Annotated in this window: 19 protein-coding genes and 3 pseudogenes; 3 read left to right on the forward strand and 19 right to left on the reverse strand. The window is 69.4% G+C overall.

Features of this window, described 5'->3' with window-relative positions; all coding sequences use genetic code 11:
* Positions 1-454 precede the first annotated feature (454 nt).
* The 16 genes and pseudogenes from BZY54_RS50990 to BZY54_RS22885 all read right to left on the reverse strand — a co-directional run bounded on the left by BZY54_RS50990 (position 455) and on the right by BZY54_RS22885 (position 15,938).
* Positions 455-628, reverse strand: a complete 174-nt coding sequence (locus BZY54_RS50990) for a hypothetical protein (RefSeq protein ID WP_158103901.1) — start codon at positions 626-628, stop codon at positions 455-457.
* Positions 621-1,016 carry a hypothetical protein gene (locus BZY54_RS22820; protein WP_086727196.1) on the reverse strand — a complete coding sequence of 132 codons (396 nt, stop codon included), beginning with the start codon at positions 1,014-1,016 and terminating at the stop codon, positions 621-623. The genes BZY54_RS50990 and BZY54_RS22820 overlap by 8 nt, the downstream gene beginning before the upstream one ends.
* A 25-nt stretch (positions 1,017-1,041) precedes the next feature.
* Positions 1,042-2,883, reverse strand: a complete 1,842-nt coding sequence (gene asnB / locus BZY54_RS22825) for an asparagine synthase (glutamine-hydrolyzing) (protein WP_086727197.1) — start codon at positions 2,881-2,883, stop codon at positions 1,042-1,044.
* Positions 2,884-3,227: 344 nt separating this feature from the next.
* On the reverse strand, positions 3,228-3,578 hold the full coding sequence (locus BZY54_RS55505) for a hypothetical protein (RefSeq protein ID WP_425276302.1): 351 nt from the start codon (positions 3,576-3,578) through the stop codon (positions 3,228-3,230).
* A gap of 253 nt (positions 3,579-3,831) precedes the next feature.
* Positions 3,832-4,101, reverse strand: a pseudogene (locus BZY54_RS53445) (DDE-type integrase/transposase/recombinase); the annotation flags it as partial.
* 51 nt (positions 4,102-4,152) lie between these two features.
* The gene (locus BZY54_RS55110; protein WP_341868701.1) at positions 4,153-4,374 is read right to left on the reverse strand and encodes a hypothetical protein; all 222 of its coding nucleotides are present in this window, start codon (positions 4,372-4,374) and stop codon (positions 4,153-4,155) included.
* Positions 4,375-4,526: 152 nt separating this feature from the next.
* Positions 4,527-5,372, reverse strand: coding sequence for a fumarylacetoacetate hydrolase family protein (locus BZY54_RS22840; RefSeq protein ID WP_086727198.1), 846 nt, complete (start codon positions 5,370-5,372; stop codon positions 4,527-4,529).
* Entirely contained in the window at positions 5,372-7,003 is a 1,632-nt protein-coding gene (locus tag BZY54_RS22845; protein ID WP_158103902.1) for an FAD-dependent monooxygenase, read from the reverse strand. Before BZY54_RS22845 ends, BZY54_RS22840 begins: the two co-directional genes overlap by 1 nt.
* On the reverse strand, positions 7,000-8,988 hold the full coding sequence (locus BZY54_RS22850; RefSeq protein WP_086727200.1) for a flavin-containing monooxygenase: 1,989 nt from the start codon (positions 8,986-8,988) through the stop codon (positions 7,000-7,002). Before BZY54_RS22850 ends, BZY54_RS22845 begins: the two co-directional genes overlap by 4 nt.
* Before the next feature lie 43 nt (positions 8,989-9,031).
* Positions 9,032-10,645, reverse strand: coding sequence for a bifunctional 3-(3-hydroxy-phenyl)propionate/3-hydroxycinnamic acid hydroxylase MhpA (mhpA, locus tag BZY54_RS22855; RefSeq protein ID WP_086727201.1), 1,614 nt, complete (start codon positions 10,643-10,645; stop codon positions 9,032-9,034).
* The gene (locus BZY54_RS22860; RefSeq protein WP_086727202.1) at positions 10,642-11,412 is read right to left on the reverse strand and encodes an HpcH/HpaI aldolase family protein; all 771 of its coding nucleotides are present in this window, start codon (positions 11,410-11,412) and stop codon (positions 10,642-10,644) included. Before BZY54_RS22860 ends, mhpA begins: the two co-directional genes overlap by 4 nt.
* Entirely contained in the window at positions 11,409-11,873 is a 465-nt protein-coding gene (locus BZY54_RS22865) for a nuclear transport factor 2 family protein (RefSeq protein WP_086727203.1), read from the reverse strand. The genes BZY54_RS22860 and BZY54_RS22865 overlap by 4 nt, the downstream gene beginning before the upstream one ends.
* Before the next feature lie 2 nt (positions 11,874-11,875).
* On the reverse strand, positions 11,876-12,670 hold the full coding sequence (locus BZY54_RS22870; protein ID WP_086727204.1) for a 2-keto-4-pentenoate hydratase: 795 nt from the start codon (positions 12,668-12,670) through the stop codon (positions 11,876-11,878).
* 39 nt (positions 12,671-12,709) lie between these two features.
* Positions 12,710-13,594 carry an alpha/beta fold hydrolase gene (locus tag BZY54_RS22875; protein ID WP_086727205.1) on the reverse strand — a complete coding sequence of 295 codons (885 nt, stop codon included), beginning with the start codon at positions 13,592-13,594 and terminating at the stop codon, positions 12,710-12,712.
* The gene (locus BZY54_RS22880) at positions 13,591-14,526 is read right to left on the reverse strand and encodes a 3-carboxyethylcatechol 2,3-dioxygenase (RefSeq protein ID WP_086727206.1); all 936 of its coding nucleotides are present in this window, start codon (positions 14,524-14,526) and stop codon (positions 13,591-13,593) included. The genes BZY54_RS22875 and BZY54_RS22880 overlap by 4 nt, the downstream gene beginning before the upstream one ends.
* 53 nt (positions 14,527-14,579) lie before the next feature.
* Entirely contained in the window at positions 14,580-15,938 is a 1,359-nt protein-coding gene (locus BZY54_RS22885) for an MFS transporter (RefSeq protein ID WP_086727213.1), read from the reverse strand.
* A gap of 212 nt (positions 15,939-16,150) precedes the next feature.
* On the opposite strand from BZY54_RS22885, the gene BZY54_RS22890 reads away from it, so the two are divergent.
* Together BZY54_RS22890 and BZY54_RS22895 are read left to right on the forward strand one after the other, a co-directional pair.
* The gene (locus tag BZY54_RS22890) at positions 16,151-16,786 is read left to right on the forward strand and encodes a TetR/AcrR family transcriptional regulator (protein ID WP_086727207.1); all 636 of its coding nucleotides are present in this window, start codon (positions 16,151-16,153) and stop codon (positions 16,784-16,786) included.
* Complete coding sequence (locus BZY54_RS22895) at positions 16,779-17,507, forward strand: SDR family oxidoreductase (protein WP_086727208.1); 729 nt, start codon at positions 16,779-16,781, stop codon at positions 17,505-17,507. The genes BZY54_RS22890 and BZY54_RS22895 overlap by 8 nt, the downstream gene beginning before the upstream one ends.
* Before the next feature lie 123 nt (positions 17,508-17,630).
* Here BZY54_RS22895 and BZY54_RS22900 read toward each other — a convergent pair whose 3' ends face one another.
* Positions 17,631-19,589, reverse strand: a complete 1,959-nt coding sequence (locus BZY54_RS22900; RefSeq protein WP_244217290.1) for a zinc ribbon domain-containing protein — start codon at positions 19,587-19,589, stop codon at positions 17,631-17,633.
* 429 nt (positions 19,590-20,018) lie between these two features.
* Between BZY54_RS22900 and BZY54_RS22905 the strand changes: the two are divergent.
* Positions 20,019-20,323: pseudogene (locus BZY54_RS22905) on the forward strand (transposase); the annotation flags it as partial.
* Positions 20,324-20,363: 40 nt separating this feature from the next.
* On the opposite strand, the gene BZY54_RS22910 reads toward BZY54_RS22905, so the two are convergent.
* Both BZY54_RS22910 and BZY54_RS22920 read right to left on the reverse strand, forming a co-directional pair.
* Entirely contained in the window at positions 20,364-21,263 is a 900-nt protein-coding gene (locus tag BZY54_RS22910; protein WP_086727209.1) for an alpha/beta hydrolase, read from the reverse strand.
* Between the two features lie 695 nt (positions 21,264-21,958).
* Positions 21,959-22,619: pseudogene (locus tag BZY54_RS22920) on the reverse strand (IS5 family transposase); the annotation flags it as partial.

The following is a 22,619-nucleotide window of genomic DNA, read 5'->3' on the forward strand; positions in this document are numbered from 1 at the left end:
GCATGCCTGCCGGGTCCGCTGTTGTCGGGATGGCTGCGCATTTCCGGCCGCCGGGCTGCGCAGCGCGCTGGCCTGCAGTGGTCGGGCCTGTGGTGGGAGTGCTGGCCGTCGTGGTCGGGACCGCGCAATGGGCCCGTTCCTGCTGTGCGAAGGAGTGTGCAATGACGCCGGTGGCTTGCGCAGCACCTGAGCACCTCCAGCAGGCCAGCTTCTCAGCGGGTCTGCGGTCGTTGGCGCCTGCCGCACTGCAGGTCAGCCCTGCTGCTCAGAGGAAGTCGCCGTCCACTTCGCCGACCACGCCTCGCCCAGTGGATACAGTGAACCTACGCCAGCAACGACGAACGCATCGCAGTCCTGGCAGACTTCTGCACACCTACAACCACCACCGCTGCCACACCGCACTCGGCGGCCAGCCACCGATCACCCGCGTGAACAATGCTGCGGGTCAATACAGCTAGGGCCTCGGTTCTCGCGCCAACGCGGCGAAGGGGAGGAGAGACGTCAGGTCGGTCTCGGATCGCGGGGCGTCGACGTCGCACCCCAGGGCCTTGGCCAGGACGGTCTTCGCCCGTGCGGTCGTGGGGTCGTCGTCGGCGGACGTGGCCGCCGCGTCCTGCGCTTCATCCACCGAACCCGCTGTTCTCCCTCAGCAAGGTCACTAACTGTTGATCATCATTGCGTAGAACGCGGCAGCGGCGGCGGGGCCGCTTCCAGCCGCGGGCCACTTTCACCAACCTGGAGTACACGCTGTCGACCCGTACGCCTGCCGAGGGCTCAGCCGCTGCCGCCCCGTCCCCGTCGACGTCGGTGGCAGCCGGGTCGCGCAGCGGCCGCAGCCACCCGCCTACGGGGACGCCGACGCGGAAGCCGTACCGGCCCGGGCAGTTGAGGTTCCCGTGCTTCAGCCGAGACAACCCGGCCACGTCCTCGCCCAGAATGTCGTGTTCGCGCTGATCGGCGGGCAGCGCCCGCAGCGCGGTGACCGCGGCGCCTATATAGCGGGTCGTCCACAGCACGGCTGGAGAAGGACATCCACCGGTCTCAGAGGGTAAGTGTGGGGTCTTCGAGGTCGGCCCAGACGGCGAGGTCGAGGGTGCGTTCGAGGCCGTTGCGCTCGCCGGTGGTGATGTCTCCGGGTGCGGCGGTGGTGATCTGCCGCAGCCGGGTGCGGTCGAGGAGGTCGAGGGCGGGGCTGTTGTCCGCCGACAGCAGTTCGCGGACCTGGGTCTGCAGTTTCGTCACGTAGGCGGGGTCCTGGGTGGAGGGGTAGGGGCTTTTGACCCGCTCCGCGACGGACCGCGGCAGGAGTTCCGAGGTGGCTGCCCTCAGGAGGCTTTTCTCGCGGCCGTCGAAGGTCTTCATCGACCACGGGGTGTTGAAGACGTACTCGACCAGGCGGTGGTCGCAGAACGGGACGCGGACCTCCAGACCGGTGGCCATGCTGAGGCGGTCCTTGCGGTCCAGGAGCATGCGCACGAAGCGGGTGAGGTGGAGGTAGCACACTTCCCGCATCCGGCGTTCCAGGGGGTCCTTCTCGCCGTCCAGGTGAGGTACCTGGGCCATGGCCTGCGCGTACCGCTGGGCGATGTAACCGGGCAGGTCCAGTCGTTCCTGCAGCTCGGGATGGAGCAGCGAACTGCCACCGCGGCCATGAAGGCGTTCCAGCGCTGCCAGCCAGGGGAAGGTGCCGGCGTCCCGCGCGGCGGGGTCGTGGAACCATGCGTAGCCGCCGAAGACCTCGTCGGCGGACTCCCCGGACAGGGCCACCGTGGAGTGCTTGCGGATCGCCCTGAACAGCAGCAGCAGTGACTGGTCCAGGTCGCCCAGGCCCAGGGGGAGGTCCCGGGCGCGTACGGCGGCGGCGCGGACGGTCGGATCCGCAAGACCCTCGGGGTCGAGGACGATGTCCTCGTGGTCGGTGCCCGTGTGCCGGACGACGTCGTGGACGTACGGCGTGTCCGGCGTCGCACGCAGGTCGTCGGGGATGAAGTTCTCGCTCTGGCCGACGAAGTCGACGGCGAAGCTGCGCACGGTTTCCTTACCCCGGAGTTGCTGGGCTGCCAGTGCGGTGATGGCGCTGGAGTCCAAGCCGCCCGAGAGCAGGACGCACCGCGGCACGTCGGAGACCAGCTGGCGGCGGACAATGTCCTCCAGGAGCTCGCGTACCCGCACAATAGTGTCCTGCTGGCTGTCGGTGTGTTCGGCGGCGCTGAGCTGCCAGTACGTGCGGGTGTGCAGGCCCGCGCGCTCGACGGTCACCACGGTGCCGGGCTCCACTTCCCGCATTCCCGCCCAGATGGCGTGGCCGGGGGTTTTGGCCATGGAGAACAGTTCACGCAGGCCGTCGAGGTCGACGGTGCGGGATACGAAGGGGCTGGCCAGGATGGCTTTGGGCTCGGAGCCGAACAGGATGCCGTCGTCGGTGGCGTAGTAGTACAGAGGCTTGATACCCATGCGGTCACGGATCAGGAGCAGCCGGTCGGTTCGTCCGTCCCAGAGGGCGAAGGCGAACATGCCGTTGAGGTGTTCGGGGAGGTCGGCGTCCCACTCCAGGTAGCCGTGCAGCACGACTTCGGTGTCGCTGTCGGTGCGGAAGGAGTGGCCGAGGCGGCGTAGCTCGTCACGCAACTCGGTGTAGTTGTAGGCCTCTCCCGAATACACCAGTACGACGTCGCCGTCCGGTGTGTGCTCGCTCATTGGCTGGACGCCGCCGGGCAGGTCGATGATGGCGAGCCGGCGATGGCCCAGAACGGCGTGCGTGTCGAGCCACAGGCCCTGCGCGTCCGGTCCGCGGCAGGCCATCGTGGCGTTCATGGCTTCGGCGGTGGGGCGTTCGGACCGCAGATCGCGCTGATAGGACACCCAACCGGAGATCCCGCACATGGGGTGGCCCTCCTTGCCGTGGAGAAGCATCCAGCACCGTGGATGGCACCCCCTACAGGACCGTAACAAGGACCGCCGACCGGCGCAGCTCGCACGAGCGCAGCCGCGGTGCGCTGCTGCCGGGGCACACGGGAGACACAAGGCCCACGGCCTGCTCTTCCTCGCGCTCACCGACGACTAAGGGCGACTGCTGTACCCGTCCGCGGCCCGCCCGGGACGCTCCTCGGAGATCACCACGACCCGCTGCAACAAGCTCAGGGCGAGCGTGCGGGCCGTCGAGCTGGGTGCCATCGGCGACCTCGGCTTCACAGTCCTGGACGACGACCCGGACAACCCTGCGGTCATCACCGTGCGCCAGCTCTCGCGTTCGGCGCGAGGGGCTTCTGGGGGCCGAGGCGTGGCCGGTGGTCGGCGGGCGCGGATGATGCGCAGCCATGCTGCGGCGGCGAGAAGCCCCACGACCAAGACGCCGCCGAGCCGGACAGCGTGAGGAGCACGGCGATGATGACGGCGGCCAGGGTGTTGAGCCAGCGTGGATTGACCCAGGGACCCAGGACTGCCCGGTCGTTACACAGCAGGAGCAGGAAGACGCTGGCGGAGGGCAGCAGCAGCCCGGCCAGGGCCTGCACGGCGGTGGTGATCAGTCCCAGGGGCGCACGGGGGATCAGCACGATCGCTGCGGCGAGTGCGACCATCCCGGTGTAGGTGGCGTTAGAACGCCTTGGCCTTGCCGAAGCTGCGGTGCAGGGAGTGGCGCAGGTTAAACATGTCGCCGAAAGGGTAGTTGGTGGCCAGGGTGACCGCGGCGGCGCCGGTGATCGAGGCGTCCAGGAGCACGACGGCGAACAGCGCCCCCAGGAGTCGGCTGTGCGCGCCCAGCGCGTTGGCGATGCATAGCGCGTCGGTGAAGTGTCCGGCCGCGCCCGTGCCACGGACGGTGTAGTCGGCCACGATCCGACGGGAGCAAGCGTCCAGGACGAAAGCGACGTAGACCCAACCCGACCAGGCACGGATATAGGTCAGGTCGGCAAGCCACAGCTGGTTCGGTCGCTCGGCGGTGAACCGTCGGCTGACCAGGTTCGGAGGCCGTGGGGCGGCTGGCTCCGGGACCGTGGTGCGGCGGCGTTGCCCGCGGATGACGCCCTCGATGCCGAGCTTGCGTATCAGCCGCTCGACCGTGCACCGGGCCACCTGGAGTCCGGCACGGACCAGGGCCCGGGCGGCGGTCTGCTTCGGCGGCCGCCTGACGGCCGGACGAGCGTAGGTCGATCAGCCGTGCAGGCCAGTCGCGGCGAGCAGTTTGCTTGACTCCCGGGCGATGGCCTGGCTTGGCGGGACGATGTTGACGCGCGAGACGGCATAGTTGACCCGGCAGCGATGACGGGCGTCCGGACGTGGAGCGGCCTCCGCGACGAACTTGTCGCGGAGGCCGGCGGCGAGGAGAAGGTGGCCGAGGCGCGGCAGCGCAACCAGGCGTACATCGACGGGCACCGACCGGCGGAACGCCGCCGTACCGTGCGGTGGAGAGGGAGTCTCTTCTGCCGGGAGGATGCCGTGGCTGATCGTCTGTGTCGCACCTACAGGAATGGAGTGGTAGCCGCTCTGATGCCTGGGGCTGCCACCCTCTGCCTGGGGCTACCGCCCTACGCAGGTCGGGAGACGTCGCGGACGGTATTGCGAAGCGTCCCGAGTTTGCTGACTTCGACTTCGACGACGTCACCGTCGACGATGAATCCCGGCGGCTCCATGAAGAGCCCGACACCGCCCGGCGTGCCGGTGACGATGACGTCGCCGGGGGAGAGCGGCGTGAACGCGGTGACGTACTCGATGATCGACGGAATGTCGTTGATCAGGTCGGCGACTTGGCCGCGCTGGCGTACCTCACCGTTGACCCGGGTGGTCAACTCGAGTTCGGTGACATCGCCGACCTCGTCGGCTGTCACCAGGCAAGGACCGAAGCCACCGGTCCCCGGCCAGGTCTTGCCGGGCAGCCACTGACTGGCGGCACGCTGCCAATCGCGCACCGAGAAGTCGTTGTACACGGCATAGCCGGCGACGTGGTCGTAGGCCTCGGCCTTGGAGACCTGATGCGCGGGCTTGGAGATGACCAGAGCCACCTCGCCCTCGTAGTCGAACTGCGCGGAGTCCGCGGGCTTGAGGGCGTCCTCGCCATGGCCCATCTGGCTGTCGGCGTAGCGGGCGAAGACGACCGGGGCCTGAGGAGCCGCCTTGCCGATCTCCTCCTGGTGGGTGCGGTAGTTTACCCCGATGCAGATGATCTTGCCGGGCTCCGGGATGACCGGAGCGAGCCGCACATCACTGAGCGCCACTGGGCGATCGGTGTAGTGCGCCAAGGAATCGAGGGCGCCGGCTGCGATGGCCTCAGCGAGTGAAGGTGCTGTCGGGGCCGCGTCATAGACGGTCTCGGCGTCGAGACGCCCCCAGGCGATGCTGTGGTCGGCGCGGTAGTAGCTGACGAACTTGCTCATCAGTTGTTCCTGTTCAGTGGTGTGCGGGAGTGCGGGATTGCGGGGTATGGATCAGTCCGCCGGGAGCGGTCGTCGATGAAGGCGCGGAGGCGCTCGACGACGCGTTGCTCGCCGGCGGAGTCGAATACCGCCGCGACGTAGCGGTCGGGACGTACCGCGACGAAGACCGGAAGGGTGCCGGCGCCGGAGGTGAGCACCGCGGTGGTCTCGGTGACCATGCCGTCGATCGGCTCGCCGCCCGGTGCGCGGACGCACAGCCGGTTCGCGTCGATTGCGTCCCAGTACGCATCGACCGCCGCGTCGGGCGGACCTCCGATCTGCAGCAGCGCCCACCCGCGCCCGAGGTGGGCGTCGAGTCCGCGTTCGGCACCGGTAGCGTCGCGTACGACCGGTTGGCTCAGGGCGCGGCCGACGGTCACGGTGTCGAGGGTGACGCCGTGGGCTGCGACGGCGACCCCTGCGGTGTAGTCGGGTGGTGCGATGAAGCGCATGTTGGCGAGGAATTCGCGTACGCGGGGGATCAGGCTGACCGTGCGGACTACGGTGTCGCGTACGCGAGTGACCACCGGGTGGGTCGCCATGACGACTGCGCCGATGCGGCGCGAGACCGTCACCATCGCGGCTCCGTGGGTGCGGCGCTCGACCTCGTACGAGTCCAGCAGCCGCTCGGTCGCGCCGCCGGTGATCGCCTCGATCAGCTTCCAGGTGAGGTTGGTCGCGTCGCGGATACCGGCGTTCAGGCCCTGGCCCGCGAACGGCGGCATCAGGTGCGCGGCGTCACCGACGAGGAACGTGCGCCCCGCACGGTATGTCCGCGCGACACGCTGGTGCGCGATGTACACGACCGCGCGGCGCACGTCATCCGGCGTCAGCTCGGCCCGGAAGCGCGGCACGACCAGCGCGCGGATCCGCTCCGGCGTCGTCATCTCGTCGGGGTCCTCGTCGTCGAAGAGCATGAACTCGATCCGCAGGCGTCCCTTGACGCCGGGCACGAGCACGTACGGCCGCTCCCCGTCGCCGTGGAATTCGGCGAACGGGTCCCGCGCGCACGGCTCGTTGTGCAGATCGACGACGATCCACCGCTGCGGTTGGGTGGTACCGGCCAGATCGATCCCGACCGCCCGGCGGGTGAAGCTGCGTCCGCCGTCGGCGCCGATCAGCCAGTCGGCGGTCAGAGTCTGCGTCTTCTCTCCGATCGTCACGGTCACGCCGATCCCGTCGCTGTCCTGCGTGATCACGGTCGCCTCGGCGTCGCGCAGGAACTCGAGCCCCTCGTGCGCGACTGCTCGCTCCCACAGCAGCCGCTCCAGGATCGGCTGGTCGAACTGGGTCTTGGCGGGATGCCCCAGCCGCGACGCGACCGGCCTCGCCTCGAGCAGGAGGCGGCCCCCGAGCCCGAAGTAGCGACTGCCGGTGTCGAGCAGGGACTCGGCCTTCAGCGCGTCGGCCACACCGAGCTGCTCAAGGGTGCGGAACGACTCGTCCTGCAGGCTGATCGCGCGCGGCAGGTCGCCCGGCTCGCTCTCCTTCTCCACGAGCGTCGTACGCACCCCCGCATCGGCGAGCAGGAGAGCGGCGACGAGCCCGATCGGACCGGCACCCACCACGAGCACGTCACGCCGCGCGGTCACGGCTTCGCCTCCGGTCGTGGGCGGAGCGTGAAGTCGGTGTCGAAGTCGGCGCCCCGTGTCAGCTTCCAGTACTCGAGATGGCTGTACGGCCATACCTGCGAGACCCGGCCGCGGGAGTTCTTGTACCAGGTGCGTACCTGCGGCTGCCCCCATGCACGCTCGGCATTGCCCTGGTCGATCCAGGCGAGGAAGCGGTCCAGGGTCTCCTGCTTGACCTCGAGCGACGTCGCCCCGCGGCGCAGCATCTGGTGGATCGCCTCGGTGGTGAACTCGACCCCGCACTCGATCATGAAGTGGAACTGGCCGTGCACCACGTAGTTCGTGTTGGGTCCCTGGACGAGGAAGAGATTCGGGAAGCCGGGCACGGAGATACCGGCCCAGGCCGTCGCATCACCGTTCCAGTGCTCCTTGAGTGTCAGCCCGGACGGCCCGGTGACCACGATCGGGTCGAGGTAGTCGGACGCCTTGAACCCGGTCGCGTAGATCACGGCGTCGACCGGGTGCTGCTCGCCGTCGGCGGTGACGATGCCGTCGGACGTGAACCGCTCGATCGGTGAGGTGACGAGCTCGGCGTGCTCCCGATGCAGGGCGCGCGCCCACACGCCGTTGTCGCGGAGCATCCGCTTGCCGCCGGGGGGATACGCGGGCACGACGACATCGAGCATGTCGGGACGGTCCGCCCACTGCTCGCGCATGATCGCGGTGAGTGCCTCACGCACCCGCAGGTTGGTCGCCGAGACCGAGTCGGTGCGGTCCCACTCCGGATCGACCTCGACGGTGTGCAGCCGTCCCGTGCGCGCACCCCAGAACGCCTGGAAGCGGTACCACTGCCCGTAGTGCGGGACGTGCTCGCTGAGCCAGGCCAGGGCCGGCGGTGTCGGGTCGTGGTAGTTCGGGGCGGGAACCGTCCACGGTCCGGACCGCTGGAATACATCGAGGTGGGCGACGCGGTCGATGATGCTCGGGACGATCTGGTAAGCGCTGGCGCCGGTGCCGACCACCGCGACGCGCTTCCCGGTCAGGTCCACGTCGTGGTCCCACCGCGCGGAGTGCATCTGCACGCCGCCGAAGTCGTCCTGTCCGGGGATCTCCGGAATGTTCGGCTTCTCCAGCTGCCCGGTCGCGGCGACGACGGCGTGGAACCGCCGGTACTGCTCGACGCCGTCGCGCCGTACGACGACCGCCCAGGTGGCCGATGCTTCGTCCCAGGTCATCGAGACGACCTCGGTGCTGAACTCGATGTGCTCGCGCAGCTTGGCGCGATCGACGATCTCGAGGGCGTACGCCTCGATCTCCGCGCCCTCGGCGTACGCGTCGGGCCAGTCGGCCCGCTGCGCGAAGGAGAAGCTGTAGCCGAAGGTCGGGGTGTCGAGACGTACGCCGGGGTAGGTGTTGGCCCACCAGGTGCCGCCGACCTCGGGGTGCTTCTCGAACGCGACGAACCGTATACCCGCCTGCTTGAGGCGGTACATCGCCGCGATGCCGCTCATCCCGGTGCCGATGACCGCGACCTCGAAGTCGCGGTCGGGTGCGACCTCGTCGATGTGCCAGGTCGGTGCTCCCGGCCGCTGCGTGACCAGGTCGAGCTCGTGCATCATCAGTGCCGCGTCCTCGGCACTGGCCCCGCCCGTGATGAAGTCGACGATGGTGCGTGCTTCCTCCGGCTCCAGCAGACGGGGCCAGGTGAGCCCCTCGTCGCGGACGCGCTTGAGCGCGGACAGCGCGAGCTCACGCGCATGCGCCTGCGCGGCCCCGCTCATGCCGCCGTGGGCAGGCGGGGTGGTGTCGACGGGAGGAAGCGGGGGGCGCAGCTCCGCCGGAATCAGCGTGTGATCTCCGGTCAGCGCCGCCAGTGCCGTGAGTAGCGACGGCAGGTCGGCCTCTGCGACGATGCCTTCGAGGAAGGCGTCGTCCTCTGTGATGTGCGTGTACTCGTCGCGCCAGTACACATCGTCGATCTGGGCGGCCTCGCTCGGGTCGGTCATCAGCCCTCCGTCGTGTTCGGGGTTTCTCGGGGACATGCCGGGATCACGCGACGCGGGCGGCCCCGAGGACGCGGGCAACGACGTCGTCGAGTTCTTGGGCGAGGCACTCGGCGGCGATCACATGGTCGGGGCGGATGATGACGGCGCCGACCGGGCGTGCGTCGAACCAGGCCTGCAGGCCCCACTCGCCGCCGAGGTCGCCGACGACGGTGACGCCGGCCGTGGCCTGCTTGCGCGCCCACGGCAACTGCACCTTCGGCACTACCTGCACGAGGCGGGCGCCGAGGCGATCGAGCACGGCGAGCCGCTCCGCCGACAGGAAGGCCCTCGGGTCGTTGTTCCAGGTGAGGATCCGCCAGCCCTGCCCGGTGGCCTCGTCGAGCAGCATCTCGATGCCGTCCGCGTCGGTGGCTTGCGGCTGCGGGAAGATCGAGCCGGCGAGACGCGGCACGTCGCGGTCGGGTACCGACTTGAACGTCGGCAGCGGTGTGTGGACCACGACGCCCTGTTCGAACTTCGGCTGGGGCTTGAATGCCTGCCGCTTCTGGGCCTCCCGCTCCTCGGGGGTGCGGTTGGCGGCGATCCGGTCGCGCTCGGCGGCCTTGACCGGATCGTGGTCGGTCATCTCCTTCGCCATCCCGAGGGAGACGGCCACCATCTGCGTGACGTGGCCCCGGCGTTCGGTCTCGTACGTGTCCAGCAGACCTTCGGCCGCCAGGCCCTTGACGACGGCGGCCAGCTTCCAGCCGAGGTTGAAGGCGTCGCGGATCCCGGAGTTCCAGCCCTGGCCGCCGACGACCGGCATGACATGGGCGGCGTCGCCGGCGAGGAAGATCCGCCCGTGCCGGAACTGCCCGGCGATGCGGGCGTGGTGCCGGTAGACGCGCCGCCGGATGATGTCGAGTTTGGACGGGTCCGGCACGTGGGGTGCCAGCAGGCCGAAGATGTACTCGTCGTTGTCGACGTCGGCCTCGGTCTCGTCCTCGAAGAGCGTGAACTCCCAGCGCCGGATGCCGTGCGGCAGCGCGATGGAGGCGTAACTGCGGGCCGGATCCCCACCGAAAACGGCGTGCGGCGTGCCGATCGGGTCGTTGGCGACGTCGATCACGATGCCGTCGGTCGGCCGGGTCTCGCCCTCGAACGAGATGCCCAGGCGCTTGCGTGTGGGCGAGGCCCCGCCCTCGGCGGCGACGACGTACAGTGCGCGCACCGTCTCGCCGTTGGCGAGGGTGGCGACCACGCCGTTCTCGTCCTCGGCCAGGTCGGTGACCTCGGCGCCGAAACGCGCGGTGGCGTTCGGGAAGCGGTCCAGGCCGGCGAGCAGCACCTGGTCGACCAGCGGCTGCACGAAGCCGTTGCGGCGCGGCCAGCCGAACTCGCGCGTCGTCGGGTTCACTTCGGAGAGGATCATGCGGTCCCCGTTGACCATGTAGATCTTCTGGTCGGGGATGGTGTGGGGAAGCACCTCGCCGACCAGGCCCGCGGTCTGCATCGCGCGCAGTGCCTCGTCATCGATGCCCACGGCCCGCGGGTAGTCGATGAGCTCGTGCTCCCGCTCGACGACCAGGACGTCGACGCCCTGCTGCCCGAGCAGGTTGGCCAGGGTCAGGCCGACGGGGCCCGCACCGACGACGAGGACGTCGCAAGCGGTGGTCATGAATTGCTCCCAGTGGATCGTGCCGAGTTCAGCCCGGCGATGGTGTCGCCGAACGCGCGGTTCAGCAGGACGAGATCGATGCCGAGGCCCACGTAGTCGACAAGGCCGTCGGCGAACAGGCCGGCTGCGTACTCCGGCCGGCCGGAGTAGATACCGAGGGTGACGCCGTGCGCGGTCGTCACCTCGCGCAGGTACGCGATCGCCTCGCGCACGGGGCCGTCCTCCCAGTCGCCGCGTCCGGGCAGACCGTACGAGACGGCCAGGTCGGCCGGCCCGATGTAGACGGAGTCCAGGCCCGGGGTCGAGACGATCTCTTCGGCACGGTCGACGCCGGCCTTCGTCTCGATCTGGGCGATGGCGCACACCGCGCGGTTGCCGGCCTCGGTGTACGAGTCGCCGGGGTACAGCGCCGGCCTGGACGGACCCAGGCTGCGGTTCCCGACCGGCGGGTACTTGGTGGCGGCGACCAGAGCCTCGGTCTGGGACCGGGACTCGACGGTGGGCGCGACGATGCCGCGGGCCCCGCTGTCGAGCAGCCGCAGGATGGGGGCGGGATCCAGCGAGCCCACGCGCGCGTACGCGTAGGCGTTGTCCCGCGGAATCGAGCGCAGGATCCCGCATGCCGCCTCGAGCCCCAGCTCGCCGTGCTGGAGGTCGAGGACCACCCCGTCGTAGCCGGCTGCCGCTGCCCACTCGGGCATCGAGAACGAGGGGACCGACTGGTGGTACAGGACGGGGTTGGTGCCGCCGGGCGCTGCCTGCTTCACTGCGCCGACCCTTCCCGCCCGGCCAGCCGCGCGGCGTGCGCCACGGCCGCCTTGCCGCCGAAGACCGGCACGATCTCGCGGCGGGCGAACCGCCATTGCCCGTCGACCTTCCGGTACCGCTCGCGGAACTCGCCGACGGAAGCGGGCTGCGTCTGCGGCTCGTTGGTGTCGCGGAACGTCAGGTACTGCACCGTTCCTTCGACCTCCTCGCCGTCCCATACGAGGCGGATCCCGCCGATGAAGTGACGGCCGACGATGTCGGTCTGCTTGGCGCGCTTGGCACCCCAGGCCTTCATGGCCTCGCGGTCCATGCCACCCATCGGGCCGACCGAGACGCCGTCCTCGGTGTACAGCTCCCAGGTGGTGTCCGCCTGGTTGTGGTCGAGGCGGTAGAGCATCTCGGCGATGAGCTGCTCGATCTCGACGCGGGTGATGGCGTCGACGGGGCGGTAGTCGCTCATGTTCAGCCTTTCGAATCCGCGGTCGCGACGACGCGACCGAGTCCGGTGATGGTGGCGACGCACTCGACGTCGGCGGGCCACGGCTCGATGTAGCCGATGGACCCGGACAGCAGCACCTCGCCGGCGCGCAGCGGCTCGCCGGTGCGGATCGCGGTCTCGGCCAGCCAGATCACCGCGTTGACCGGGTCCTCCAGCACGTTGCTGCCGACGCCTCGGGTGATCTCGGTGTCGCCGCCCGTGATGACCATCTCCACCTTGGTCAGGTCGACCTCGCCGTACGGGTGCTGCTCCTCGCCGAGGACGACGCCGCTGCAGCCGGCGTTGTCGGCGATGGTGTCGACGATCTGCCCGACCGAACCGTCGTAGCGGAAGTCGACGACCTCGAACGCGGGGGTCACGTAGTCGATCGCGGCCTCGACGGCCTCGCGGCTGGCCTCGAGGATGTCGCTCTTCAGCACGAACGCGACCTCGGCCTCGATCAGCAGGCGGTTGTACCTGGACAGCGGAAGGAGCGTTCCCGAGGCGTGCACCATGTCGTCGTGGATGATGCCGTAGTCGGGCTCGTCGATCCCCACGCGCTGCTGCACGAGGGGGTTGGTCAGGCCGACCTTGCGGCCCACCAGCTTCACGCCCAGCTCGCGCTCGCGGAGGGCGGCGAACTCGGCGGAGATCGCGTAGGCCGCGTCTAGATCGCGCTCGGGGAGCCGGGGGCTCACGTACGGCACGGTGTACACGCCGCGCTTCGCTTCGAACAGCTCGCGCGCGATCTGGGTGATGGTCTCCTGAGTGACGCTCACTCCGGTCCTTTCGTCAGGCATGCTTCTTCAGGAAGCCCGTCAGGCATGCTTCTTGAGGAAGGCGACCGCCGCGGCGTTGAACTCCGCGGCTCCCTCCCACTGCGGCCAGTGCGCGGCGCCGCGGACGAGCAGGTACTCGCCGTCCGGGATCAGTCCGCACAGGCGCTCGCCCTCGGCCTCGTCGCCGGTCGGCTCGTTGTCGGTCCACACCATCAGGGCCGGGACCGGGACCGTCGCGAAGTCGTCGTCCGTGACCCGGTTGCGCCAGCGCCGCTCCGGCTCACGCAGGGCGGACACGTACGCCATGCTGAACCCGTCGCGGGCGTAGATCGCCTGGCGGACGCGTACGAGCTCGTCGGTGATGTTCTGCGGATCGTGGATCACGACCTGCAGGCGCTTCTTCACGTTGTCGAAGGTCGGCTCGCTCACCGCCTGGGCGCTCACCGACTGGGTCCTGTCCAGCTGCGGCTCCCCGACCACCCGCCCGCCCGGTGCGGACAGGATGACCGTGCGCAGGCGGTCGGGGTGCTTCGGTGCGAACTTCAGCGCGAGCCAGCCGCCGAGCGACTCACCGGCGAGGTGCACGCGCTCCAGCGCCAGTGCGTCGAGCAGGGCGAGCAGGTGCTCCTCGTAGTCGCGGATCTCGAGCGGATGGTCGGACAGCGAGGTGTATCCGTGGCCCGGGTAGTCGTAGCCGACCACCCGGAAACCGGCTTTCACGAACGCGCGGACGTTCTGCGTCCACGCCTCGATGTGGCCGCTCGTGCCGCTGGCGAGCACGACCGTCTGCGCGTCGGGGGCTGCTCCGGCGATGTCGAGCACCCGGGTGCGGTAGCCGCCCGCGTCCACGTACCGCAGCGTGTGCTCCAGGTCCGCGATCTCTTCCCACAAGGTCGCGAAGTGAGTCTTCTCCGCCTGGCTCATGCGGTCACCGCCGCCTGGATCGCGAAGCCGGCGCCCCACTTCTCGACCGCCCAGTAGCGGTCGACGGCGAAGCGGTAGGGGCCGGCGGTCGACAGCGCCGCGTAGGCGGCGATCCAGCTGCGCATCTCGTGCGCGGCCGAGCCGCCCTCCGCCATGAACCAGCCGTTCTCCCAGCCGTCGACCGGGCTCAGGTCGCCGGAGCGGAGCACATCGAGTACGAGCGTGTCCCACTCCTCGTTCAGCGGGTCGCTCGGCGCCTTGCCGTCGGCGATCGCCTGGATGCCCTTGACGATCATCTGCTCACGCTCGTGCCGCTCCTCGGGTGAGGGCGCGTACGCGACCAGGCGCTCGTGCACGGTGCCGGGGGCACCGTCCCAGCGCGGAATCGGCGGGCTGTGGGAGATGCCTCCCGAGGCGAGGAACAGCACCTTCTTGTCCATGGCCTGGGCGGCCCGGCCGAACGCCTCGCCCATCAGGCGCACTCGCTGCATGGGGGAGAGCGGCAGGCCGATCGAGTTCACGAACACCGGCACGATCGGCTGAGTGAAGCCCTTCCCGAACACGAAGTCGAGCGGCTGGACCACGCCGTGGTCGACCTTCATCCGCTCGCTGCGCCCGATGTCGATGCCCTCACCCAGCACCGCCGTGTGGAAGGCCCGGGCGGCGTCGCCGTCGACGGGGAGCGGCCCTGCGGTGGTGCCGTAGTCGCCGATGCCCTCGGCGACCGCACCGATCACCCACGGGGTGATCAGAGAGTAGAGCTGGCCGTTGAAGTGGTCGGGCCCGAACACCACGACCAGGTCGGGGTCGTACTCGGCGACGAACCCCTTGACCTCGTCGATGGCGGCATTGATCTCGGCGAATGTCTCCCCGCCCGGGTCGACATTGCCGAAGGACGGCGCATGGGAGAGTGCTGCGACGGCCAGCGTCATGGAGTGGCTCTCTTTCTCGAAAGCTGCGGATTTCGTGGAGTGGTGAACGGCTGCTACGCGGACGTACCGGCGAGCACGGGCTGAGCGGCATCCGGTGCGTCGGAGCGGCGAAGGCCCAGGTGCAGGGCCAGGACGCAGACGCCGGCGACGAGCATGGGCAACGCGAAGACGGTGAAGGCCGCCCCCATCCCCATGCCCGCGTCGAAGGCCGCGCCGCCGACGATCGGCGCCGCGATGCCGCCGAATCGGCCGGCGCCGATGACGACACCGAAACCGGTCGAGCGGGCCAGCGTCGGATACAGCGTCGGGACGATCGCGTAGAAGGCGGCGGTGCCCGCGCAGACGAAGAACGACGCCAGGAACAGGGTCCACCAGGCGGTCGGCATCCCCGGGCCGGCGATGCCGAACAGCGACAGGGAGGCGGTGGCCAGGACCAGGAAGATCGGGGTGAGGAAGCGGACGTTGAACTTGCCGCCGAGGTAGCCGAAGAGCACGTTGCCGAGGATGCCGCCGACGCTGAAGGAGGTGACGAGCTGCGAGGCGAGCGCCGGGTTGTGGTGGGCGTCCGCGACGGTGCTCGGCGCCCAGTTCGTCATGAAGTAGAAGCTGAGCATGTACGCGACGTACCCGACGATCATCAGCAGCGTGAAGAAGCCGGTCCGGCCGGTGAACACGGTGCGCAGCGAGCCCTTCGCCTTGACGCTCGTCGAGTCCGACTCCGGGAGCGCTTCGAGTGCTGGGCGGTGCATCTTCGTCAGGAGCGCGTTGAGCCGCTGCAGTGAGTCCGTGCGACGGCCCTCGGAGAGCCAGGCGAGCGATTCGGGGAGGAAGGCGAAGGTGGCGGCCGCGGCGATTGCGCTCAGGGCGAATCCGACCCACCAGCCCAGCTGCCAGCCGTGCGCACCCAGCATCGGGCCCACGATCATGGAGCCGAGCAGCCCGCCGATGTTGATCGCGGCGGCGTAGACGGCCATCACCAGTGAGTACACGCGCTTGCCCGTGTACTCGGCGAGGATGACGCCGGCCACGGCCACCAGGGAGCCGAGGCCGATGCCGGTGATGATGCGGCTGACGACGAGGGGGCCGGTCCCGGTCTCCGGCGTGGCGAACGGGCCGATGAGCATGCCGATGGCGATGGTGACCGTGGAGATGACGCCCATCTTGCGTCGGCCGATGCGGTCGGCGAGCGGCGCGACGATGACCGAGCCGACGAGCATGCCGATCAGGGCTCCGGACATGACGAGTCCGAGCTGGGCCTTCGACACCCCGAAGCCTTGCTCGAGGTAGGGCGCGGCGAACGAGGTCAGCGAGACGTCATAGCCATCGAGCACGACAAGGGCGACCGTGACGACGACGGCGCGGATCTGGAGCCCGCTCATCTTCCCTTGGACGACTTGGTCGGTGACCTTCATGGGTGGCCTCTCTGCGTCGAGGATCGCGCGGACCGGCGTCATTGCCGTCCGCGGAGTCGGGGGACCGCATCCTGGGCCGCGGCCACCTCGAGAACCTAGAATCTAGGTTCTAGGTTCTAGGCTGGGGGTTACAGTGACCGGCGAGCACGGTCGGCGTCAAGAGTCGATGTGAGATTTGGTAGAACTGCAGTCCGGAGCAGCGAGGGGGATTGATGGCCGCGAAACGGAAGGCTCACCGGGCTTCCGAGGGGTCCAAGCAGGCGATTCTCGAGGCCGTGCTGTCGCGGGCGGTCGAGGCCGGGTACGAGGGCACCACCATGGCCGATGTCGCACGCGCGTCCGGTCTGCCGATCGGATCGGTCTACTGGCACTTCCAGAACAAGGAGCAACTCTTCGTCGAGTTGCTCGACTACTGCTTCGAGGTCTGGAAGCAGGCCAACGCGTCCGTCGGTGGCATGCGCGACCTGCTACGACACACCATCGGCCAGTCGGCGGCAGCCTCCGCCAGCCTGGCCGAGCCGGCCGCTGCGTTCTGGAGCATCGGCCTCGTCTTCGCGTTCGAGCGGCGCCTGGAGGACAACCTCGCACGGCAGCGGTACCTCGCCATCCGCAAGGAGATGTTCCAGTTCGTCACCTCCCAACTGCGGGCCTCGTACCCGGAGGTACCGGAGGATGTCGCAGCAGAGCTGGCGCACGACATGGCCGTCATGGGGCGCGCGCTCACCGACGGCTTCCGCGTGGCCGCGGCCGCCGGCGACGACACCGACTTCACCCGGTACGCCGAGCTCGCTGCCGACGCGCTCGAGTACCTGGTCGCCACCCGCCTGAAGGAGTACACGCATGCCTGAGACCCCCACGCCCGCATCCGAGAAGGTCGCGATCGTCGTCGGTGGCGGATCCGGAATCGGCGCCGCGTGCGTGCGGGAGTTCGCCGCGAACGGCTACCGGGTGGTCGCGATGTCGCCGTCGGGTCGGGCCCGAGCCCTGGCCGAATCGCTCGGTGGTGCTGGGCTGGACGGCTCGAACACCAGCATCAAGGACCTTCGGGCGTGCGTCGACCTCGCGATGTCGCAGTACGGCCGGATCGACGCGGTCGTCAACAGCAGCGGTCACGCGGCACGCGGCCCGGTGCTCGAGATCACGGACGAGCAATGGTCCGAGGGCGTCGACCTCTACCTGCTGAACGTCGTGCGCATGGCCCGCCTCGTGACACCCCACCTGGTCGCCTCCGGCGGCGGCGCGATCGTCAACATCTCCACCGCAGGCGTCTTCGAACCCGGCCCGATGTTCCCCGTCTCAGTAACGATGCGAGCGGCGCTCGCCTCCTTCACCAAGCTGTACGCCAACGAGTACGGCCCGCAGGGCATCCGGATGAACAACGTTCTCACCGGGCTGACCAAGGACGACCCTAGCGTGGTCCCGGCCGAGTGGACGAGCGGCATCCCGCTGCGCCGAGCGCAGAGCACCGCGGAGGCCGCTCGGATCGTACGCTTCCTGGCCGGCGAGGAGTCGGCCTACATGACGGGACAGAACCTCCGAGTCGACGGTGGAGAGACCAAGTCGGTCTGAGGCGCACCGGCAGATTTTCCGCCACCGTACCTTGTATGCCGTCCGGGCCGGGCGGCGGGAAGGCCAACTGCACTCACGACGGCGCCCGTCCGGCCCGCGAGGGCCTGACAGTGTGTGAGGTGATCACCGGCAGCGGCTCGTGCGGGCGCCTGATGACCACCCGCCATCACCGCAGCGGACAGGCGGCCCACGAGTACTCCGGATCGAAGGCCGACCACCACGGCACACCGACCTGCCGGGGTGGAAGCCTGCGCCCAGTGCTGCGCCGCGGGGCGTGTGCCTGCGGCGGGTCCCTGTGCTGATCGTGTCGTTGTCGGCCTGGTTCCGGTCGGCTGCGCGGGGCAGTCGGGTCCGGCCCGTGGGCGCGTTTCCCTCCGGACGCTGGCCGGCACGGCTGTGAGGCGGCCGTGCCGGGGAGGGTGCCCTGCGTCGCCTGGGCGCGGGGCGTGGAGTCTTACCCCGGGTCGGCCCGGTCTTCGACCGGTCCTCCGGGGAAGTCTTGGGTTCCGTGGTGATGACTGCGGTGGCTTCGAGCCGGTCGACCACGGCGGGGATCGCCATGTCCCGGGTCTTGATGCCGGTGCGGGTTGTGCTTTGGCGCGCGAGGCCTCGGGCTGCGATCCGCTGCCAGGCCCCGTGGTCGCGATCGCCCTGCCACCCGCATTCAGGGTGGGGGCACACGGCCCACTTCCAGCCGGACACGCCGGCACGGTCCGGCGCCGTGCAGTGGCGCAACGGCGTAAGGCAGTTGGGGCAGTGCTTGGAGGTGTTGGCCGCGGGCACCGTCACGACGGCGATGCCGGCCTCGGCGGCGAGGTGGCGCATGTGGTGCACGATCGCCCCTCGGGCCTGCTGGGACAGGCGGGCGTTGAGGCTGCGGCCCATGCCTTTGGCTTCCATCGACCGCAGGTCTTCTACGTAGATCACGGTGGCGCCGGAGGCGATCGCCTGGTCCACCGCCCACCGTGCCGCAGACACGGCCAGGGCGTCGTTGAGGTGTGAGCGCCGGGCGTTCACGCGGCGGAGTTCCTCCGCGAGCACCGCGTTCCGAGCCTCCAGCACGGCATCCGGGGTTCTCTGCAGGCGCTCGCGGCCGTCCTTGAGACGCTCGTACTGGGCGGTCTTCGTGTGCAGTTTCTCCGACAGGCGCCGCAGCCGGTGCTGCTTCGCCAGCACTCCCGCGGCCCGGAACTGCGCACCCGCACCCAGCGCGCGGATCCGCCCCTCGCCGCCGCGCCGGACCGCGCCCGCGGACAGCAGCGTGTTCAAGCCCCAGTCCACACCCAACGCGACCATATGCCCGGCACGGGCCGTTTTCGGCACGCCATGCGTGAACGCGAGGTCCGCGTAAACACGACCGCCGCCCATGCGGAGAGTGGGCAGGTGCAATGCCCCCTCAGCAGGGACGGTCGCCGGGATGGCGAGCGGCACAGCGACCCACGACCAGTCCCGGTACGACGTCCGGGCGGGAAGCTGCAGGCGCAGCAACACGGATCGGGGGTTCGTCTCGTCGCGGGTGATGGTGGCCTGCTGCCCGTCACAGGCGGCGAGCAGCAGCATCCGCGCCACCCGCGGGACCCCCTCGAGCTCGAAGACATCCGCTGGAAGGCGGTCCTCAGCTGTGAGGAACGCCAGTATCTGACGCGTCCGGCCCTTGATCACACTGCCCGGCAGGTCACGACCGCCCTCGATCGCCCCGCGGACCGCATCCCACTCCTGCGGGTTACGCCGGTCGGGATTGTTCGGCCACGTCGTGACAATTCCGGCCACGACGTCGGCACACCAATGCGCCGAGCGCAGCGTCCGGCCGGCCTGCTCCTGCGCCATCCGCACCACCCGGTCATTGACCTTGATGCCCTCCGGCGGGGCGGCATTCCAGCCCAGGCGTCTGAGCGCCATCCACGCATTCGACGGCAGCGGCCGGCCGGTCATATCGACACCCGACGCCAACCGCGCGACATCGGCTGCGTTCCAGTGCTCCGTGAGGATCGAGCCGACCATGCCCGCTACCAGGTCGGCACACCAACCGACACGCTGCGCCAACAAAGCAGCAGAGACGACCTCGCCGGTTTTCTCCTCCACAGCCGAACGCACCAATACCCGGGCACACGCCGTGCGGGAAGTCTCCCCTTCCGCGAGGAGAAGTTTCCGTCTCACCGGCCACCGCCAGTATCGGGGCACGGCAGGGAGGACACAGGCAGAAACCCGAAGGCGCCCATCCCCCACAACCAGCCCAAGAAAACCCCACCCGCCGAAAAGAAGGACTCACCGAACGGTACCCGGATAGCGCAGAACCGCTGCAACCCAAACGACACGAACACTAAGGATTACTAGGGAAGTTGGTGAGCCTGACCAGTATCGGTCGAGCTATGCCTACCGGCCGCGACGCTGAGCGCAGGACGTGGTAGCCGAGATTGTGCACTTAACGGCTACAAGTGGGTGGTCGAGGGTGACATCGCCGGTACTTCGACAACATCAGGCATGATGTTGTCGTCGAACGCATCCGCCGTCGCTTGTCCGGAGATGACCGCACTCGCCGATCTCGTACGCCGCTTCGCCGCCCTGCCGAAACGGGCCGGGGGAAACGACGTGAAACTCACCGAGTGGATCACGGCGGCCCGCGCCGTCGACCTGCCCCACCTGTGCAGTCTCACCAACGGCCTCGAAATCGACCGGGCCGCCGTGGATGCCGAATCACCTTGCCATACCACAACGGCCGCAACGAAGGCGTCAACACCCGCACCGAGAGGACCATGAGACAGATGCACGGGCGCGCCGGATTCGACCTCCTCCGCCACCGCATACTCCTGCTCTGACGGACACCCGACGTCACCACTGACTACGGACCAGACCCCTTCAGGTCGACACTGCCCCGTCACCCGCACAGTCGAGACCGAGCAGGTTCAGGGCAGCGGCTCCGACGGTGCTCTCCGGATCGCTCAGGTCGACGGCGACGGAGAAGTGGTCGCGGTCGGGGACGGACGCGTAGCGGGCCCGTCCGCCGCAGGCCGCCCAGGTGTCGGCGATCCCGCGGGTCTGCCGAATGAACTCCTCGGACTCCAGGGCGCCGTGACAGGCCACCAGCGGGGCTTTCGGGGCCGCTGGGAGGTGGAACAGGGGGCTGTTCTCCCGGGCAGAGGAGAGGTTGAGGTCAAGCCAGCCGTTGACGCGGGTGCGGAGGAGGGGGGTGAGGTCGTGGAGCCCGCTGATCAGCAGGCCGCCGGTGACAGCGTCGACGGGGATGCCGTACCGGTCGTGCCAGCCGTCGGCGAGGACCATGCCGGCCAGGTGGCCGCCGGCGGAGCTGCCACAGATCACGACGTGGCCTGGATCCCCACCGTACGCGGCGATCTCGCGGTGGGTCCAGACGACGGCGCGGCGTACCTGGTCCACGATCTGCGGCAGGGTGGCCCCGGGGGCTAGGGCGTAGTCGACCGAGACCACCACCGCTCCGGCCCGGTGGAGCATGGGGGCGACGAAGGCGGACTCCTCCTTGGAGAGGGCACGCCAGTAGCCGCCGTGCACGAAGACGAACACCGGGGCGTCCGCGTGCGGCGGCTGGGGGAACACATCGAGGATCTCCCGGGCGCCTGGGCCGTAGGCGGCTTCCTTGTGGGGCAGGGCCGCGTAGGCCTCGTCGCTGAGGCTGCGGTAGAGCCTGGCGTAGACGTCGTAGTCCGGCACGGATGCGCGCGCGTCGTACTGGACGTCTAGGTAGGGGTCGAGGTCAGGGGCGGACACCTTGGGGTCTCCCATCGGCAGGGGCTCGCACGAGGGCCGTGGTTCCGTCGGGCCGTGCGGGCAGAGGCGGGCGGCGGACTGTAGCGGTTGGTCTGCGGGGCGGATCGGTGAAGTGGTTGTGTCGGCGGGCGGCCAGCGAGATGTGCCCGCGGGGGTGGTCCGTGGGGCGCCCGGCGCCGGCCGAGGGCGGCGCACGGGAGGGCGGATCCGCCTGACGCCTTCAGGGCATGCCCTGGCCTGGGGCCACGGTGCGGAGACCGCCGGAGATCGTTGCGGAACAACTCGTTGACCCGTGTTGTGATGCCCCCTAGAATCTTCATTCTAGAAGAAATATTCTAGATGGTCAGGTACCCCGATGTCGAGTGGCCTCGGGCGCATTCGGTCCCAGCTCGAAGCCCCAGGTCACAGTCACGGCCTAGAGTGATGTGCCCCGGGTCTGGTGGAGTCATCTTGCTGGACAGATGATGCTCCAGACACTCAAGCAGGCTCCTGCGCCCCGCAGTTACCCGGCTGAGTTCCGGCGCAAGGCCCTCGATCTCGTCGAAGCCGGCCGGCCAATCCGGCAGATTGCTCACGACGTCGGCATCAGCGAGCGCACGCGATTTATGTCTGGCGCCGTCAGTACCTCATCGCCGAACTGGAGGCGGAACTGGCCGTCCACCGCCGGGCAGCTGAGCTCATAGGCAAGGTGGTGCCCCCAAGGGGTCCTTTCAGAATGCCGGGTTCTTGCGGGCGAGGGTCATACAGTGGGCGAGCTGGAGGAAGGCGTCGTGCATGTCGTCTCGGGTCTCCCAACGGGTTCGTAGGCGGCGGGGGCCGTGGAGCCAGGCAATGGCGGACTCGGCAACCCACCGGACGCGGCCCAGGCCCGAGCCATGTGGTTCTCCGCGCCGGGCGATCCTCGGGACGATGCCGCGTTCGCGCAGGCGGCGGCGGTACACGTCGTGGTCGTAGCCGCGGTCGGCGTACAACACCCGTGGCTTGCGCCGGGGCCGACCCCGCTTACCCCGCACCCGTGGCAGTGCGTCGACCAGCGGCAGCAGTTGGGTCACGTCGTTGCGGTGCCCGCCGGTCAGCGACACGCGCAGTGGGGTGCCGCGCGTCGGTCAGCACGTGGTGCTTGGAGCCCGGACGTGCACGATCAACCGGGCTCGGACCGACTTTTGGGCTGCTTCGCCCCCGCTTGGCCGGCACATGGGAGGCATCGATAGCGGCACGGGAGAAGTCCAAGCGGTCCGCTTCCCGTAACCGGTCCAGCAGCACCCGCTGGAGTTCCTCCCACACCCCGGCCTCCTGCCATTCGGCCAACCGCCGCCAGCAGGTGGAACCAGAGCCGAACCCCAACTCCTGCGGCAGGTACTCCCACTGGAT

This window comes from Streptomyces carpinensis (assembly GCF_002154505.1).
Taxonomy (GTDB): domain Bacteria; phylum Actinomycetota; class Actinomycetes; order Streptomycetales; family Streptomycetaceae; genus Streptomyces; species Streptomyces carpinensis.